At 67.6% G+C, this 13,882-nt stretch carries 12 protein-coding genes; 2 read left to right on the top strand and 10 right to left on the bottom strand.

Features of this window, described 5'->3' with window-relative positions:
* Positions 1 to 120 precede the first annotated feature (120 nt).
* From OEJ37_RS30520 to phnS, 7 genes are read right to left on the bottom strand one after another with little or no spacing between them, the layout of a single operon-like run.
* Complete coding sequence (locus OEJ37_RS30520; protein ID WP_263348445.1) at positions 121 to 672, bottom strand: phosphonate degradation HD-domain oxygenase; 552 nt, start codon at positions 670 to 672, stop codon at positions 121 to 123.
* Positions 673 to 676: 4 nt separating this feature from the next.
* Positions 677 to 2,131, bottom strand: coding sequence for a phosphonoacetaldehyde dehydrogenase (gene phnY / locus OEJ37_RS30515; RefSeq protein ID WP_263348444.1), 1,455 nt, complete (start codon positions 2,129 to 2,131; stop codon positions 677 to 679).
* Entirely contained in the window at positions 2,128 to 3,435 is a 1,308-nt protein-coding gene (gene phnA / locus OEJ37_RS30510) for a phosphonoacetate hydrolase (RefSeq protein WP_263348441.1), read from the bottom strand. The genes phnY and phnA overlap by 4 nt, the downstream gene beginning before the upstream one ends.
* Entirely contained in the window at positions 3,432 to 4,292 is an 861-nt protein-coding gene (gene phnV / locus OEJ37_RS30505) for a 2-aminoethylphosphonate ABC transport system, membrane component PhnV (RefSeq protein WP_263348440.1), read from the bottom strand. Before phnV ends, phnA begins: the two co-directional genes overlap by 4 nt.
* Positions 4,282 to 5,202, bottom strand: a complete 921-nt coding sequence (phnU, locus tag OEJ37_RS30500) for a 2-aminoethylphosphonate ABC transporter permease subunit (RefSeq protein WP_175917047.1) — start codon at positions 5,200 to 5,202, stop codon at positions 4,282 to 4,284. The genes phnV and phnU overlap by 11 nt, the downstream gene beginning before the upstream one ends.
* Entirely contained in the window at positions 5,180 to 6,283 is a 1,104-nt protein-coding gene (phnT, locus tag OEJ37_RS30495) for a 2-aminoethylphosphonate ABC transport system ATP-binding subunit PhnT (protein WP_263348438.1), read from the bottom strand. Before phnT ends, phnU begins: the two co-directional genes overlap by 23 nt.
* Before the next feature lie 34 nt (positions 6,284 to 6,317).
* Positions 6,318 to 7,409 (bottom strand): 2-aminoethylphosphonate ABC transporter substrate-binding protein, encoded by a 1,092-nt coding sequence (gene phnS, locus OEJ37_RS30490; protein WP_034181787.1) that lies wholly within the window; start codon positions 7,407 to 7,409, stop codon positions 6,318 to 6,320.
* Between the two features lie 402 nt (positions 7,410 to 7,811).
* On the opposite strand from phnS, the gene OEJ37_RS30485 reads away from it, so the two are divergent.
* The gene (locus OEJ37_RS30485) at positions 7,812 to 8,921 is read left to right on the top strand and encodes a 2-aminoethylphosphonate--pyruvate transaminase (RefSeq protein WP_263348437.1); all 1,110 of its coding nucleotides are present in this window, start codon (positions 7,812 to 7,814) and stop codon (positions 8,919 to 8,921) included.
* A 112-nt stretch (positions 8,922 to 9,033) separates the two neighbouring features.
* Here OEJ37_RS30485 and OEJ37_RS30480 read toward each other — a convergent pair whose 3' ends face one another.
* The 3 genes from OEJ37_RS30480 to aroQ are packed head-to-tail and all read right to left on the bottom strand — an operon-like array spanning position 9,034 to position 11,732.
* Positions 9,034 to 10,377 carry an MFS transporter gene (locus OEJ37_RS30480; RefSeq protein WP_174421621.1) on the bottom strand — a complete coding sequence of 448 codons (1,344 nt, stop codon included), beginning with the start codon at positions 10,375 to 10,377 and terminating at the stop codon, positions 9,034 to 9,036.
* Between the two features lie 33 nt (positions 10,378 to 10,410).
* The gene (locus OEJ37_RS30475) at positions 10,411 to 11,280 is read right to left on the bottom strand and encodes a shikimate dehydrogenase (protein WP_175947960.1); all 870 of its coding nucleotides are present in this window, start codon (positions 11,278 to 11,280) and stop codon (positions 10,411 to 10,413) included.
* Positions 11,277 to 11,732, bottom strand: coding sequence for a type II 3-dehydroquinate dehydratase (gene aroQ, locus OEJ37_RS30470; protein ID WP_034181783.1), 456 nt, complete (start codon positions 11,730 to 11,732; stop codon positions 11,277 to 11,279). Before aroQ ends, OEJ37_RS30475 begins: the two co-directional genes overlap by 4 nt.
* A 257-nt stretch (positions 11,733 to 11,989) precedes the next feature.
* Here aroQ and OEJ37_RS30465 point away from each other — a divergent pair, with 257 nt between their 5' ends.
* Positions 11,990 to 13,882 carry a bifunctional sugar phosphate isomerase/epimerase/4-hydroxyphenylpyruvate dioxygenase family protein gene (locus OEJ37_RS30465; protein ID WP_175917050.1) on the top strand — a complete coding sequence of 631 codons (1,893 nt, stop codon included), beginning with the start codon at positions 11,990 to 11,992 and terminating at the stop codon, positions 13,880 to 13,882.

The raw sequence follows: 13,882 nt of genomic DNA, 5'->3' as shown, positions 1-13,882 counted from the left end.
GTTAGCGCGAAAGAGGCGTGATTCTATGCACCCCGCGTCGATCGCGCAAGGGGTTTCGCAAAAAATATAAGGCCCCGCACGCTGCCGCGTGCGGGGCCTTATATAGAAGCAACCGAACCATCAGGCCTCGCGCACCTGGCGCGCGACGATCTCCATATAGTGATCGAGATCCGGCGTCATCTTTCCTGCTTCCTTCGCCGTATCGTCCCAGCGGCGCAAACGCAGCGCGTCCTCCGCAAACGGGCGCTGCAGGAACGCCGCCGTCTCCACTTCGCTGAAGATGCCGCCCTGCAGCGCGAGGCTGCGCACCGAGTCCGGCGACAGGCTCTCGAAGTAGCCGGCGTCCGTGCGGCACAGGCAGCGCTTCGCATCGACGTGCAGCCGGATCGGTTCCAGCACCGCGTCGGAAAACAGCGCCCGCAGGAACGGCAGCACGTAATACTGATGCAGATCGTCGATCCCCCGCGCGCTCGGCGTCTCGCCCTGGCGATTCAGCAGATGCCCGAGGTCGTGCAGGAACGCCGCCGCAACCAGCGCTTCGCCAGCCCCAGCCTCTTCCGCCAGCAATCCGCTCTGCAATGCATGCTCGAGCTGCGTGACGGGCTCCCCGCTATAGGCCACATGGCCGTGCTCGCGATACAGCCCGTGGATCTCTTCCACCGTCAATGCCATTCGCTCACTCCCAAGGCAGCGAAAACGTCTTCAGGTTCGTGAAGCTCTTCATCGCCTCCTGAACGCCTTCCTTGTAACCGAGCCCCGAATCCTTGATCCCGCCGAACGGCGACAGCTCGATCCGGTATCCGGGCACCTCCCATACATTCACGGTGCCGACGTTCAGCTCGTTCACGAACCGCACGACGGCCGCCGTGCTGTCCGTACAGACACCCGACGACAACCCGAACGCGGTTCCGTTGCTGATCCGGATCGCGTCGTCGATCGTGTCGAACGTGATGACGGGTGATACGGGACCGAAGGTCTCCTCGCGCACGATCGTCATCGACGGATCGACGTTGTCGAGCACGGTCGGCGCATACAGCGCGCCGCGCCGCACGTTGCCGATCAGCAGGCGCGCGCCCCGCGCGACCGCCTCCTCGACCCGCGCCTCGAACAGCCGCGCCGCCGCCTCGTCGATCACCGTGCCCATTTCGTTCGCGGGATCGAACGGATCGCCGTACTTCCACGCGCGCGTCTTCTCGACGAGCAGCTCGGTGAATGCGGGCGCGATCGAGCGCTGCACCAGCATCCGCTTGACGGCCGTGCAACGCTGGCCCGAATTCCGGTACGAGCCGAGTACCGCCAGCGATGCCGCGCGTTCGAGATCGGCGTCTTCGAGAACGATCAGCGGGTCGTTGCCGCCCAGCTCCAGCACGATGCGCCGGTAGCCGGCCCGCGCGACAATCGCCTTGCCGATCGCAACGCCGCCGGTAAACGTGATCAGCGATGCATGCGGATGCGTAACGAGTTCGTCCGCGATCTCGCGCGGATCGCCGGTCAGCACCTGCAACATGGGCTCCGGCAGTCCGGCCTCATACAGCAGATCGGCCAGATAGAACGCCGACAGCGGTACCTTCTCCGACGGCTTCACGATCACGCGGTTGTTGGTCGCGATCGCCGGCGCGATCTTGTGCGCAACCTGGTTCATCGGATGATTGAACGGCGTGATCGCAACGATCACGCCGTCGAGCGGCTGCCGCTGCGAGAACACGCGCCGTGCCTTGCCGTGGGGCGTCAGGTCGCACGAGAAACTTTGCGCGTCGTCGCGTAGCGCCTCGAGTGCCGCGAACTTCAGCACGTCGGCAACGCGGCCGATCTCGTAGCGGGAATCCTGTTTCGACAGCCCCGATTCGAGCGTGATCAGGTCGGACGCTTCCTCGGTGCGCTCGCGCAGCAGCGCGGCCGCGCGCTCGAGGATCTGCGAACGCTCGTAGCGCGTGAGCGTCGGCCGGTACGCCATCGCGTAATCGAACGCTGCGCGCACGTCGTCGACGCTTGCGAGCGGCACGGTACCGACCCGCGCGCCCGTATAAGGATCGTCGATATCGAAGGTGCGCTCGCGCGTCGCGCGCGTGCCGCACCAGCGCAGCGCCTCGGCGCGAAACTCGGGGTGGTCTCGCCGGGGGTGAACCATCATGTCGCGATCCGGTTCAGCACGAAATCGAACACGTCGAAGTTGCGCGGGCGACGCGCGGGATCGTCCCGCTCGATACGGCGATTGAACAGCAGCGGCACTTCCTGCTCCGACACGCCGCCATGCGAACGCAGCGGCACCGTGAGGCCCGACAGGTCGTGGTCGCGCTCGCGCGTGCCGAGCGTCATGTCGCGGCGGCCGATCACGACTAGATCGCCGATCCGGTCGGCCGGCAGCTCGAAACGTGCGGCGGCTTCCGCGTTGTCGAGCACGAGCTCGACACCGTCGAGGCCGCCGACGCGCCACATCGCCTCGGCCCGGTCGACGCCTGGCGCCAGGTAGATGGTTGCAAACGAACCCAGCGCGCCGTGGTGCACGACGTACGGATCCGTGATCGGCAGGATCACGCGCGCGGCCTGAGCGCCATACCAGCCGTCGAACGCATCCTGCAGGTAAATCACGTTCGGGCGGCCGGTCGTGGGATCGTGCTTCGCGTTCATCCCGTGGTCGGCCGTGAGCCCGATCGCCCAGCCGAGCGCGTCGAGATGCGCGAGGTAACGGTCCATCATCGCGTAGAACGCGTTCGCGCCGGCGCTGCCCGGCTCGCACTTGTGCTGCACGTAGTCGGTGGTCGACAGGTACATCAGATCAATTTGCCGCGTCTGCGCGAGCCGCACGCCGGCCGCGAATACGAATTCGGACAACGCCGCGCTGTAGACATCAGGCGACGGCAGGCCGACCCAGTCGAGCACGTCGGCGATGCCGTTTTCCGCGAGATTCGCCTGCGCGGCCTTCTCGGCGGAAAAGCAGATGCCGTTCAGCTGCCAGCCAAGCAGCCGGCGCAGCTTGTCCTTCGCCGTCACGACGGCCACCCGCGCACCGGCGTCGGACGCCGCCGCGAGCAGCGTGCCGGCCCGCAGATAGGCCGGGTCGTTCATCATCACTTCGGCGCCGCGCCCGCCGTCGGCGGTCGCGTCCCAGAAATAGTTGCCGCAGATCCCGTGGACCGACGGCGGCACGCCGCAGACAATCGACAGGTTGTTCGGGTTGGTGAAGGTCGGCACGACGCAATCGGCGCGCCACGCCGTGCCTTCCGCGATCATCCGGTCGATGAACGGCGCGACGCCCGCTTCCACCGCACGTTCGAGATAGTCGTACTCGCAGCCGTCGACGCAGACGACGACGGTCGGCTCGACCGGCAGCCGGTAGCGCCGGCCGTTGACGTCGACCGAGCGTCCCGCGAGATCCGGCGATGCGCCGGTCGCCGACGCTTCATCGGGACGGCGCAATGCGAATGCGGCGTTCACGATGCAGCCCGCGTGCCGCGCGGCACGCGCGCGGCGATCAGCAGCAGCGCCGCGAGCGACGCGCCGAGCATCAGAAGCGACAGCGCCGATGCCGGAAGGTAATAACCACGCTCCACCTGGCCGATCACGACGATCGGCACGGTCGCGAAGCCGGGCGGATAAACCGTCAGCGTGGCGCCGAGTTCGCCGAGCGACAGCGCGAAGCCGAGCGCGAGGCTCGCGCGCAGCGCCGGCACGAGCTGCGGCAGCAGCACGCGGCGCAGCACCATCGCGGGTGGCGCACCGAGGCTCGCCGCGGCTTCGCGCAGCACGGTCAGCTCCGGGCGTAGCGCGGCGGCCGCGCAGCGATAGCAGAACGGCAGAATCAGCGCGAGCTGCACGAGCACGACGATCGCCGCCGAGCTCGACAGGTCGACCGGCTTCTGGTGATACGCGATCAGCACCGCGAGCCCGAGCACAACGCTCGGCACGCCGTTCGGCACCATCACGAGCGCGTCGACGACCGCGCCGAGGCCGCGCCGGTCGCGCCCTTCGAGCGCAAGCGCGAGCCACAGCCCGAGGATCGTGCCGATCGCCGACACGCCGAAGCCGATTTCGAGGCTTGTCAGCAGCGCGTCGTATTCCGGCGAGCCGAGCCGCTCGAACCAGCGCAGGCTGTAGCCGGCCGGCAACATCGTGCCCGACCATTGCGTCGATACGCTCGACAGCGCGACGACGATGACGGGCAGCACGAACAGCCAGAAGCATGCGAACGCGGCCAGCGCGAGCGCGACGCGCGACGCATGCTTGAGCAACGCGTCGCTCCAGCCGATCCGGTGGCGCGGCACGGCCTGCCCGATACGGAATTCAGCGGACATCGTTCCCTCCCGTCGCACGCCGGTTCACCCGGCGATAAACCGTATACAGCGCCAGCGACAGCGCGAGCATCACGACCGCGCCGGCCGACGCGGTCGGCAGGTCGAGATCGACGGTCGCGCTGCTGTAGATCGCGACCGGCAGCGTCACGAGCCGCGCGCTGCCGAGCACGAGCAGAATCCCGAATTCGTTCAGCGTCAGCAGGAAACACAGCACGGTGCCGGCGGCGATGCCCGGCCACGCGATCGGCACCACGACGCGGCGCGCGAGCATCCAGCCGGGCGCGCCGAGGCTGCGCGCGGCTTCGATCAGCCGCAGGTCGAGCGTCGCAAACGACGCGAGCGTCGGCCGCACGACAAACGGCGTATAGAACACGGTCTGCGCGAGAATCACGCCGCCGATGCCGAACAGGAAATCGAGCGGCGGATTCTCGAGATGGAACAGGTGCTGCAGCGCGATGCTGATCGACCCTTGCGAGCCGTACAGGAAGATCAGCGTGAACGCGACGAGGAACGACGGAAACGCGACGTACAGTTCCAGGAAGCGCGTAACGAGCGATGCGCCCGGAAACGGCTTGAAGAACAGCAGCGCGGCCAGCAGCACGCCGAGCACCGATGCGGTGCCGGCGCTCGCGAACAGCACGCCGAGCGTCGTCAGCAGCACGGTGCGCGTGTCGGGGTTGCCGAAGAAGGTCCGGTATGCGGCAAAGCTCAGCCCGTGATCGCCCGATACGCTCAGCAGCACGAGCCGCACCAGCGGATAGACGACGAGCGGGCCCAGCACGACGACCGCGAGCGCGGCCAGGTGCAGGTCGCCCATGCGCTTGCGGCGCCGCGCGACGGCGGCGTGCGCGGTGGCGGACGCGAGCACGTGCGGCGGCAGGCCGGCTTCAGGGCTCGATAAGGATGACATCGTCTGCCTCGCAATGCAGGGAAACGCGTGCACCGCGCTCGGGGGCCGCGCCACGGCCGCGTTGCATCGTGACGCGCACGGGTTCGTCGGGCGCCGCGTCGATCACGACCGCGATCGACAGGTCCGCACCCTGCCATTCGACGGACGCCACCGTGCCGTGCAGGCCGCCCGCCGCGAGCGGCATCACGGTCAGGCGCTCGGGGCGCACGCACGCGACCTTGTCGCGCACTTCGTGGCGCGGATCGCCGAGCGGGAAAATCACGCGCGGCGGCAGCAGGTTCGCCGGGCCGAGATAGCGCGCGACGTAGCCGTCCCGCGGCACGTCGTACAGCTGCTGCGGCGTGCCGAGCTGCGCGATGCAGCCGTCGCGCAGCAGCAGCGCGCGGTCGGACAGCACGAGCGCGTCGTCGCGGTCGTGCGTCACGCAGACGACGGTCAGGTTCGGCAGGCGCTCGTGCAGCGCCTTCAGTTCGCTGCGCACCGACGCGCGCAAGTTGGCGTCGAGCGCCGACAGCGGCTCGTCGAGCAGCAGCACGTCCGGCTCGATCACGAGCGCGCGGGCCAGCGCGACGCGCTGCTGCATTCCGCCCGACAACTGCGCGGGCAGGTGGTGGCCCGCATCGCCGAGCTGTACGAGCTTCAGCGCGTCGGCGACGCGTCGCGTCACTTCCGACGACGCCATCCCGCGCGCGCGCAGCCCGAATGCAACGTTCTCGAACACCGACAGGTGCGGGAACAGCGCGTAATTCTGGAACAGCAGACCGAGATTGCGCTTGTGCGGCGGCGCATTGGTCAGGTCGCGTCCGGCAACGGTCAGCGTGCCGGTCAGGCCGTCGGCCTTCACGAACCCGGCGATGAAGCGCAGCAGCGTGGTCTTGCCGCAGCCGCTCTTGCCGAGCACGGTCAGAAATTCGCCGGCGCCGATCGACAGCGACAGATCTTCCAGCACCGTGCGTGCGCCGTAGCGCACGTTCAGGTGCTCGATCTGCACGCCGCCCGGCGTGCCGGACCGCAGCGTCGCGTGCGGTTCGGCGGCGCCGAATGCGCCGGGATGGATCAAGGTGGTTTCCACCGGGTTCATCCTCTTGCTTGTTGATGCAGGCGGCGTGCGCCGATCACTTCGGCTTGACGACGTCGAGCTGCTTGCCCGAGCTGCCGATCACGTCCTTCTTCCAGCGCTCGATCCACACCGGCTTCTTCGCCATCACCTGGGCCCAGTCGACCGGGATCAGCTTCACGCCCGCGATCGCCTTCTTGACCGCTTCGCCGTTCTTGCCGGCCAGCGGCACGTCCGTGCGACCCGGGATGCCATACATGTCCGGCACCTTCGACTGCACCTCCGTCGACATCAGGTAGTCGATCAGCTTCTTGCCGGCGTCCTGGTTCGGGCCGCTCTTGATCAGGCCGATGCCGTACGGGAGCTGGAACGTGGTCGGCTGGTCGCCGTCCTTCGCTGCCAGGAAGATCGGCTTGACGGACAGCGCGCCGTGTTCGGCATCGTCGAGATCCATCTGCAGATCGCCGTTCGCGACGCTGATCTCGTTACGCGACAGCAGCACGTTCAGGTAGCCCGTGCCCTTCGTGTGGAACTTCACGCTCTGCGACAGCTTCGCGAGGTAGTCGAACGCCTTGTCCTCGCCCATCAGCGAGGTCGTCAGGATCAGCACGGCCATCCCGTCGCCGGCGGTCGCCGGGTTCGAGTACGCGACCTTGCCGGCATAGCTCGGCGACAGCAGGTCGGCGAACGTCTTCGGCTGGTTCTTCACGACGTCGGGGTTGATCGCGAACGAGAAGTAGTTGTTCACGAACGTCGCCCACGTGCCGTCCTCGGCCTTCGCGATCGCCGGCACGTTCTTGTAGTTCACGCTCTGGTACGCCTGCAGCAGGCCCATCTGGCCGGCCTGCTGAATGAACGGCGGCAGCGTGACGATCACGTCGGCCTTCGGGGAATTCTTCTCGATGTTCGCGCGGTTGACGACCTCGCCGCTGCCCGCCGTCACGATGTTGACCTTGACGCCTTCCTTCTTCTCGAAGGCCGGCAGCACATCGCGATAGAGGTTCTCGAGACCGTCCGCCGTGTACAGCACGACCGCGTTTGCCGCGTGGGCCGGCAGCGCGGCACCTTGCAGCAGACCGGCGGCGCAGGCGGCCAGCGCGAGCTTGCGGAACGCGCCGGCAGCGGCGCGCGAGGAATTCTGCAGTGTCATCTCACTTCTCCGTAGGCGGAACACCAAACGGCCGGGGCATGTCCGGCGCTGTCGGCCAGAGTTGGCGCTTCAGCGCTTACTCTGGCCCCATGCAAAGCTGTCGGCCAGAGTTGGCGCTTCAGCGCTTACTTTGGCCGCATGCTTCGCGGTCGGCCGGCGTTGGCGCTTTCGCGCTTCGTCCGGCCCCATGCAAGGCCTGTTATCTCCGGGCAGGCCGCTAAGCGGCCCGCCTCGCCGCCGCGCTGCGGTTGGTTTCGCGCGGCAACCGAAGGATCACAGCGTTCAATGACAAACCCGTGACGAGCGCCACAATTTCCAACAAATGACACATTTTGCCAATATCATGCAAGTCATTCAGAAATGCCGCCCGGCGTTTCGCTCGACCTTTTCCAGAGAAAAACCATGCCCGTCCCGATCCTGCTTACGCCCGGCCCGCTCACCACGTCCGCCACAACCCGCCACGCAATGCAACATGACTGGGGGTCGTGGGACGCCGCTTTCAACCAACTGACTGCCAGCGTCTGCGCGGACCTGGTCGCGATCGCACGCGGCGGTGACGACTACGTGTGCGTGCCGATGCAGGGCAGCGGCACGTTCTCGGTCGAGGCTGCGCTCGGCACGCTGGTGCCGCGCGACGGCGTCGTGCTCGTGCCCGACAACGGCGCGTATTGCGCGCGCATCCTGAAGATCCTCGGCAGGCTCGGCGTCGACGCGATCGCGTTGCCGTTCGGCGAGGACGCGGCCGTCGACGCAGCCGCGGTCGAGGCCGCGTTCGCACGCGAGCCGCGCATCACGCACGTCGCGCTCGTGCACCTGGAAACGAGCGCCGGCATCCTGAATCCGCTGGACGCGATCACGGCCGCGTGCCGGCGCCACGGCAAGCGGCTGATCGTCGACGCGATGAGTTCGTTCGGCGCGCTGCCGATCGAGCTGGCGGGCAGCGGCATCGATGCGCTGATCTCGGCGAGCGGCAAATGCCTCGAAGGCGTGCCGGGGATGGGATTCGCGATCGTGCAGCGCGACGCGCTCGACGCGAGCGAAGGCAACTCGCGGTCGCTCGCGCTCGATCTCCACGATCAATACGCGTACCTGCGCAAGACCGGCCAGTGGCGCTTCACGCCGCCGACACACGTGATCGCCGCGCTGCGCGCCGCGCTCGACCAGTACCTCGCCGAAGGCGGCCAGCCCGCGCGCGGCGCGCGCTATGCGGAGAACTGCCGGACGCTGGTCGAATCGATGCGCGCGCTCGGCTTCGTGCCGTTCCTCGACGCGAGCGTGCAGGCACCCGTGATCGTCACGTTCCACGCGCCCGACCATCCGGCCTACGATTTCCGCCGCTTCTACGACGCGGTGCGCGACGCGGGTTTCATCCTGTATCCGGGCAAGCTCACGCAGCTCGAGACGTTCCGCGTCGGCTGCATCGGCGCGATCGATGCCGACGACATCCGGCGCGCGGTCGCGGCGATCGCGCAGGCGGTCGAATCGCTCGGGATCGCCGTGCGGTGCGCGTAACTCGGCACGCGCGCCGGGACACCAGCTGGCACATCAGTCGGCGCACCAACAAAAAAGCCCGGCGGCCAACCGGCCGCCGGGCGAACGCACGAGATATGCGTGGAGTTGGTGCTTACAGCTCGATCCGCTTGATGTCGCCGACGACGAAGATGTACGACAGCGCACCAACCAGCGCGATCACGCCGATGAACACGAGCGCGCCGACGAACGAGCCGGTCGACGCGACGATGAAGCCGACGACCAGCGGCGTGACGATCCCCGCGAGGTTCGCCGCGAAGTTGAAGATGCCGCCCGTGACGCCGAGCAGGCCGTCCGGCGCGATGTCCGACACGAGCGTCCAGCCGAGCGCGGCCATCCCCTGCGCAAAGAATGCGACCGACATGATCGCGATCACGGCCTCGTTGCTCTGCACGTAGTTCGCGAGAATGATCGTCGATGCGAGCAGCAGGCCCGCGATGATCGGCAGCTTGCGTGCGAGGTTCGCGGATTTGCCGCGGCGCAGCAGCCAGTCGGAGAAGATCCCGCCGAACATCACGCCGACCGACGCGGCGATGAACGGCATCACCGCGAAGAAGCCGATCTTCAGCCAGCCCATGTGGCGCTCGGTCGCGAGATAGGTCGGGAACCAGGTCAGGAAGAACACGAGCGTCGAGTTGCCGGCGAACTGGCCGAGGCAGATGCCCGCGAGCTGGCGCTTCTTCAGCAGCTGGCCGGCCATCGCCCAGCTGAACTTCTTCTGCTCGCCCTTGCCGCCGTTGTTGCCGTCCTTGCGTGCACCGTGCACGAGACCGCCGCCCGCCTCGATATACGCAAGTTCCTCCGGGTTCGCGCCCGGATGATCACGCGGCTCGTGATAGAACTTCCACCAGACCAGGCCGAACGCGATGCCGATCGCGCCGACGACCCAGAACAGCGAGCGCCAGCCGAACGCCCCCATCAGCGCGAACAGCACGGGGCTGAAGAACGCGAGGCCGATGTACTCGCCGACGGTGTAGGTGCCGGTCGCCATCGCGCGCTCGTTCTGCGGGAACCACGTCGCGACGACGCGACTGTTGGTCGGGAAGCACGGCGCCTCCGTCACGCCGAGGCCGAGCCGGCATGCGAGCAGCGTCGCGATGCCCGGCACGAAGCCCTGCAGGAACGTGCACAGCGACCACAGCGTCATCGACCAGTAATAGGTGATCTTGCTGCCGAAGCGGTCGAGGAACAGGCCGCCGGGCACCTGCATCGCGACGTACGTCCACGAGAACGCGGAGAACATGATGCCCATCACGGCCGCGTTGATGCCGAGCTCCTTGGTGAGCTGCGGCGCAGCCACCCCCAGCACGGTGCGGTCGAGATAGTTGATCATCGTGCCGATCGCGAGCAGCGCGAGAATCTTGTAGCGCGCCGAGGTGCGCCGGACCGTGCCGGCCGCCTGCGCCGGCGCGGCACTCGTGTGGGTGGTGTGCTGCATGGTCGTCTCCTGGTCTCTCTTTCTGTAAGGGGGTCAGCGCGCGACGAGCGACTGAAAGTGATCGAACATCCGCTCGGGGTCGGGCGTGCGTCCGGTGAAGATCTCGAACGCATCGACGGCCTGGTAGACGGCCATCCCGCCACCTGGCAGCGTGGCGCAGCCGGCCGCGCGCGCGGCGCGGATCAGTTCGGTTTCGAGCGGGAAATACACGATGTCGGCCACCCACATGCCCGCGTGGAGCATTTCGGCCGGCAGCGGCAGACCCGGGTGCTTGGTCATGCCGGTCGGCGTCGCGTGAATCAGGCCCGTCGCGGCGCGCATCGCGGCCGCGAGATCGTCGCCGGACGGAGCGCCGCCCGGCACAACCCGCGCGGCCGGAAAGCGCTGCTGCAGCTCGCCCGCGAGCGTGGCGGCGCGCGTGCCGTCGACATCGAAAATCGTCAGTTCGGCCGCGCCCATCTGCAGCGCAGCATGGGCCACGGCCGCGCCCGCGCCGCCCGCGCCGAGCTGGACGACGCGTTCGAGCGACGCGCCGGGCAACCCGCGGCGGAACGATTTCGCGAAGCCCGACCAGTCGGTGTTGTGGCCGATCCGCTTGCCGTCCTTGAACAGCACGGTGTTCACCGCGCCGAGCGCGCGGGCGTCGTCCGACAGCTCATCGAGGTGTTCGATCACGCGCTGCTTGCACGGGTGCGTGATGTTGAGCCCGTTGTAGCCCATCCGCTGCGCGGCATCGAGCAGTTGCGGCAGCGCGTCGACGGTGACGCCGAGCACGTCGAGATCGATGCGCCGGTAGACGTAGCCGAAGCCCTGCTGGAATCCTTCTTCCTCGTGCATCGCGGGCGACAACGAACCGCCGATGCCTTGGCCGATCAGGCCGATCAGAAACGACGGGCGGCTCATCGCGCGGCTCCCTGCGCAAACAGCGTCGACAGACGCTGCAGCGCGAACACGTAGCCTTCGGTGCCGCAGCCGCAGATCACTGCTTCGGCGACCGCCGACACATAAGAATGGTGGCGGAACGCCTCGCGGCGATGCACGTTCGAGATATGCACTTCGATCACCGGCTTCGCGATCGCGGAAAGCGCATCGGCCAGCGCCACCGACGTATGCGTATAGGCGGCCGGGTTGATCACGATGCCGTGCGTGTCGTGACGCGCGGCATGCAGCCAGTCGATCAGCTGGTGCTCGGCGTTCGACTGGCGGAAGTCGATCTCCAGCCCGAGCCCGTCGGCCGCCGCGCGGCAGCGCTGCTCGACGTCGGCGAGCGTTTCCGCGCCGTAAATGTGGGGCTCGCGTGTCCCCAGCAGATTCAGGTTCGGGCCGTTCAGCACCAGCACCTTGTGCTTGCTCATGGTGATTCTGCTCCTAAAACGGGGGCGAATCGCTAACCGACTTCGCCCCCTGACGTCAAGATTTGGCGCTAGTGTGCGCTTGCGCAAGCGCAATGTCTTTTCGGGTTTTCGCTAATTTGTACCACCTAGTTAGTTTGTATAATCCATGTCACTTACCCAGTAAATTCGGGATATGGCGTGCGCCCGGAACTCAACGACTGGTTCATTCAGGGCCGGTTCGACCCACGCCATGCCCCGCTCACCCGCAGGATTCGCCCATGCAGCGCTCGATCGCCACCGTGTCACTGTCCGGCACGCTCGCCGAGAAGCTCGCCGCCATCCAGGCCGCAGGCTTCGACGGTGTCGAAATCTTCGAAAACGACCTCGTCTACTTCGACGGATCGCCGGCCGACGTCCGGCGCATGGCCGCCGATCTCGGCCTCGACATCGTGCTGTTCCAGCCGTTTCGCGACTTCGAGGGTGTGAGCGCGGCACAGCTCGCACGCAACCTCGATCGCATCAAGCGCAAGTTCGACGTGATGCACGCGCTCGGCACGGACCGCATCCTCGTCTGCAGCAACGTGTCGGCCGACACGATCGCGGACGACGGGCTGCTCGTCGACCAGCTCGGCGCGCTCGCCGAAGCCGCGCGGCAGGCCGGCGTGGTCGCCGCGTACGAAGCGCTTGCGTGGGGCCGCGTCGTGAACCGGTACGGCCATGCGTGGAAACTCGTGAATGCGGTGAACAGCCCGCATCTCGGCCTCGCGCTCGACAGCTTCCACACGCTGTCACTCGACGATTCGCCGGATGCGATCGCCGCGATTCCCGGCGACCGGATCGCGTTCGTGCAGATCGCCGATGCGCCGAAACTCGCGATGGACGTGCTCGAATGGAGCCGCCACTACCGCTCGTTCCCGGGCCAGGGCGACTTCGACCTCGCGCGCTTCACCGCGCGCGTGATCGAGTCGGGCTACACGGGGCCGCTGTCGCTCGAAATCTTCAACGACGGCTTCCGCGCGGCGCCGACCGCGATCACGGCCGCCGACGGCCATCGCTCGCTGCTCTATCTGGAAGAACTGACACGCGCGCGGCTTGCACAGGACGGCCGTGCGCCGGCCGCCAGCCAGCCGCTCTTCGCGCCGCCGGCGCCGCCCGCGCACGTCGGGTTCCAGTTCATCGAATTCGCGGTCGACGCGCAGGCAGCGGCGACCGTCGGCGAATGGCTCGGCAGGATGCGCTTCCGGCTCGCCGGCCGGCATCGCTCGAAGGACGTGACGCTGTTCCAGCACGGCGCCGCGTCGATCGTGCTGAACGCGGAGCGCGACTCGTTCGCCGATGTGTTCTTCCAGCAGCACGGGCTGTCGCTGTGCGCGTCGGCGTTCCGCGTCGACGACGCGAAAGTGGCGTTCGAACGCGCGGCCGGCTTCGGCTACGTGCCGTTCTCCGGCCGCGTCGGGCCGAACGAGCGCGTGCTGCCGAGCGTGCAGGCGCCGGACGGCAGCCTCGAGTACTTCGTCGACGAAGCGCCGAACGCACCGACGCTGTATGAATCGGACTTCGTGCTGACCGACATCGACGGCCCGAGCGAAGTCGGCCCGCTGACCGGCATCGACCATGTGTGCCTCGCGCTGCCGGCCGATGCGCTCGACACGTGGATCCTGTTCTTCAAGACGGCGTTCGGCTTCGAGGCCGAGCGCAGCTGGCTCGTGCCCGATCCGTACGGGCTGATGCGCAGCCGTGCGGTGCGCAGCGCCGACGGCTCGGTGCGGATCGCGCTGAACGCGTCGGTCGACCGTCATACGGCCGTCGCCGAATCGCTCGATCGTTACCACGGCACGGGGCTGAACCACGTCGCGTTCCGCACCGACGACATCGTGAAGACGATCGCCGCGTTCGCGGCCGACGGCGTACCGTTCCTGCGCATTCCGCCGAACTACTACGACGATCTCGCCGCGCGCTACGCGCTGTCGGACGAACTGATCGACACGCTGAGCGCGCACCACCTGCTGTACGACCGCGACGAGCACGGCGGCGAATTCCTGCACGCGTATACGGAACTGGTCGACAACCGCTTCTCGCTCGAGATCGTCGAGCGGCGCGGTGGATACGACGGCTACGGCGCGACGAACGCGGCCGTGCGGCTCGCCGCGCAGGCACAGCGCAGGAAATAA

This window comes from Burkholderia sp. BKH01, from assembly GCF_025685725.1.
Classification (GTDB): Bacteria; Pseudomonadota; Gammaproteobacteria; order Burkholderiales; family Burkholderiaceae; genus Burkholderia; species Burkholderia pyrrocinia_C.
The sequence above is the reverse complement of the archived record's forward strand: the minus strand, read 5'-3'. Positions and strand labels throughout refer to the sequence as shown.

What these genes read in the sequence shown, in the direction of transcription:
- OEJ37_RS30475 (WP_175947960.1), bottom strand. Translation starts at nt 11,280, where the DNA reads ATGAGCCGCCCGTCGTTTCTGATCGGCCTGATCGGCCAAGGCATCGGC.
- phnS (WP_034181787.1), bottom strand. Translation starts at nt 7,409, where the DNA reads ATGACACTGCAGAATTCCTCGCGCGCCGCTGCCGGCGCGTTCCGCAAG.
- OEJ37_RS30485 (WP_263348437.1), top strand. Translation starts at nt 7,812, where the DNA reads ATGCCCGTCCCGATCCTGCTTACGCCCGGCCCGCTCACCACGTCCGCC.
- phnV (WP_263348440.1), bottom strand. Translation starts at nt 4,292, where the DNA reads ATGTCCGCTGAATTCCGTATCGGGCAGGCCGTGCCGCGCCACCGGATC.
- OEJ37_RS30465 (WP_175917050.1), top strand. Translation starts at nt 11,990, where the DNA reads ATGCAGCGCTCGATCGCCACCGTGTCACTGTCCGGCACGCTCGCCGAG.
- phnU (WP_175917047.1), bottom strand. Translation starts at nt 5,202, where the DNA reads ATGTCATCCTTATCGAGCCCTGAAGCCGGCCTGCCGCCGCACGTGCTC.
- aroQ (WP_034181783.1), bottom strand. Translation starts at nt 11,732, where the DNA reads ATGAGCAAGCACAAGGTGCTGGTGCTGAACGGCCCGAACCTGAATCTG.
- phnT (WP_263348438.1), bottom strand. Translation starts at nt 6,283, where the DNA reads ATGAACCCGGTGGAAACCACCTTGATCCATCCCGGCGCATTCGGCGCC.
- OEJ37_RS30480 (WP_174421621.1), bottom strand. Translation starts at nt 10,377, where the DNA reads ATGCAGCACACCACCCACACGAGTGCCGCGCCGGCGCAGGCGGCCGGC.
- phnY (WP_263348444.1), bottom strand. Translation starts at nt 2,131, where the DNA reads ATGATGGTTCACCCCCGGCGAGACCACCCCGAGTTTCGCGCCGAGGCG.
- OEJ37_RS30520 (WP_263348445.1), bottom strand. Translation starts at nt 672, where the DNA reads ATGGCATTGACGGTGGAAGAGATCCACGGGCTGTATCGCGAGCACGGC.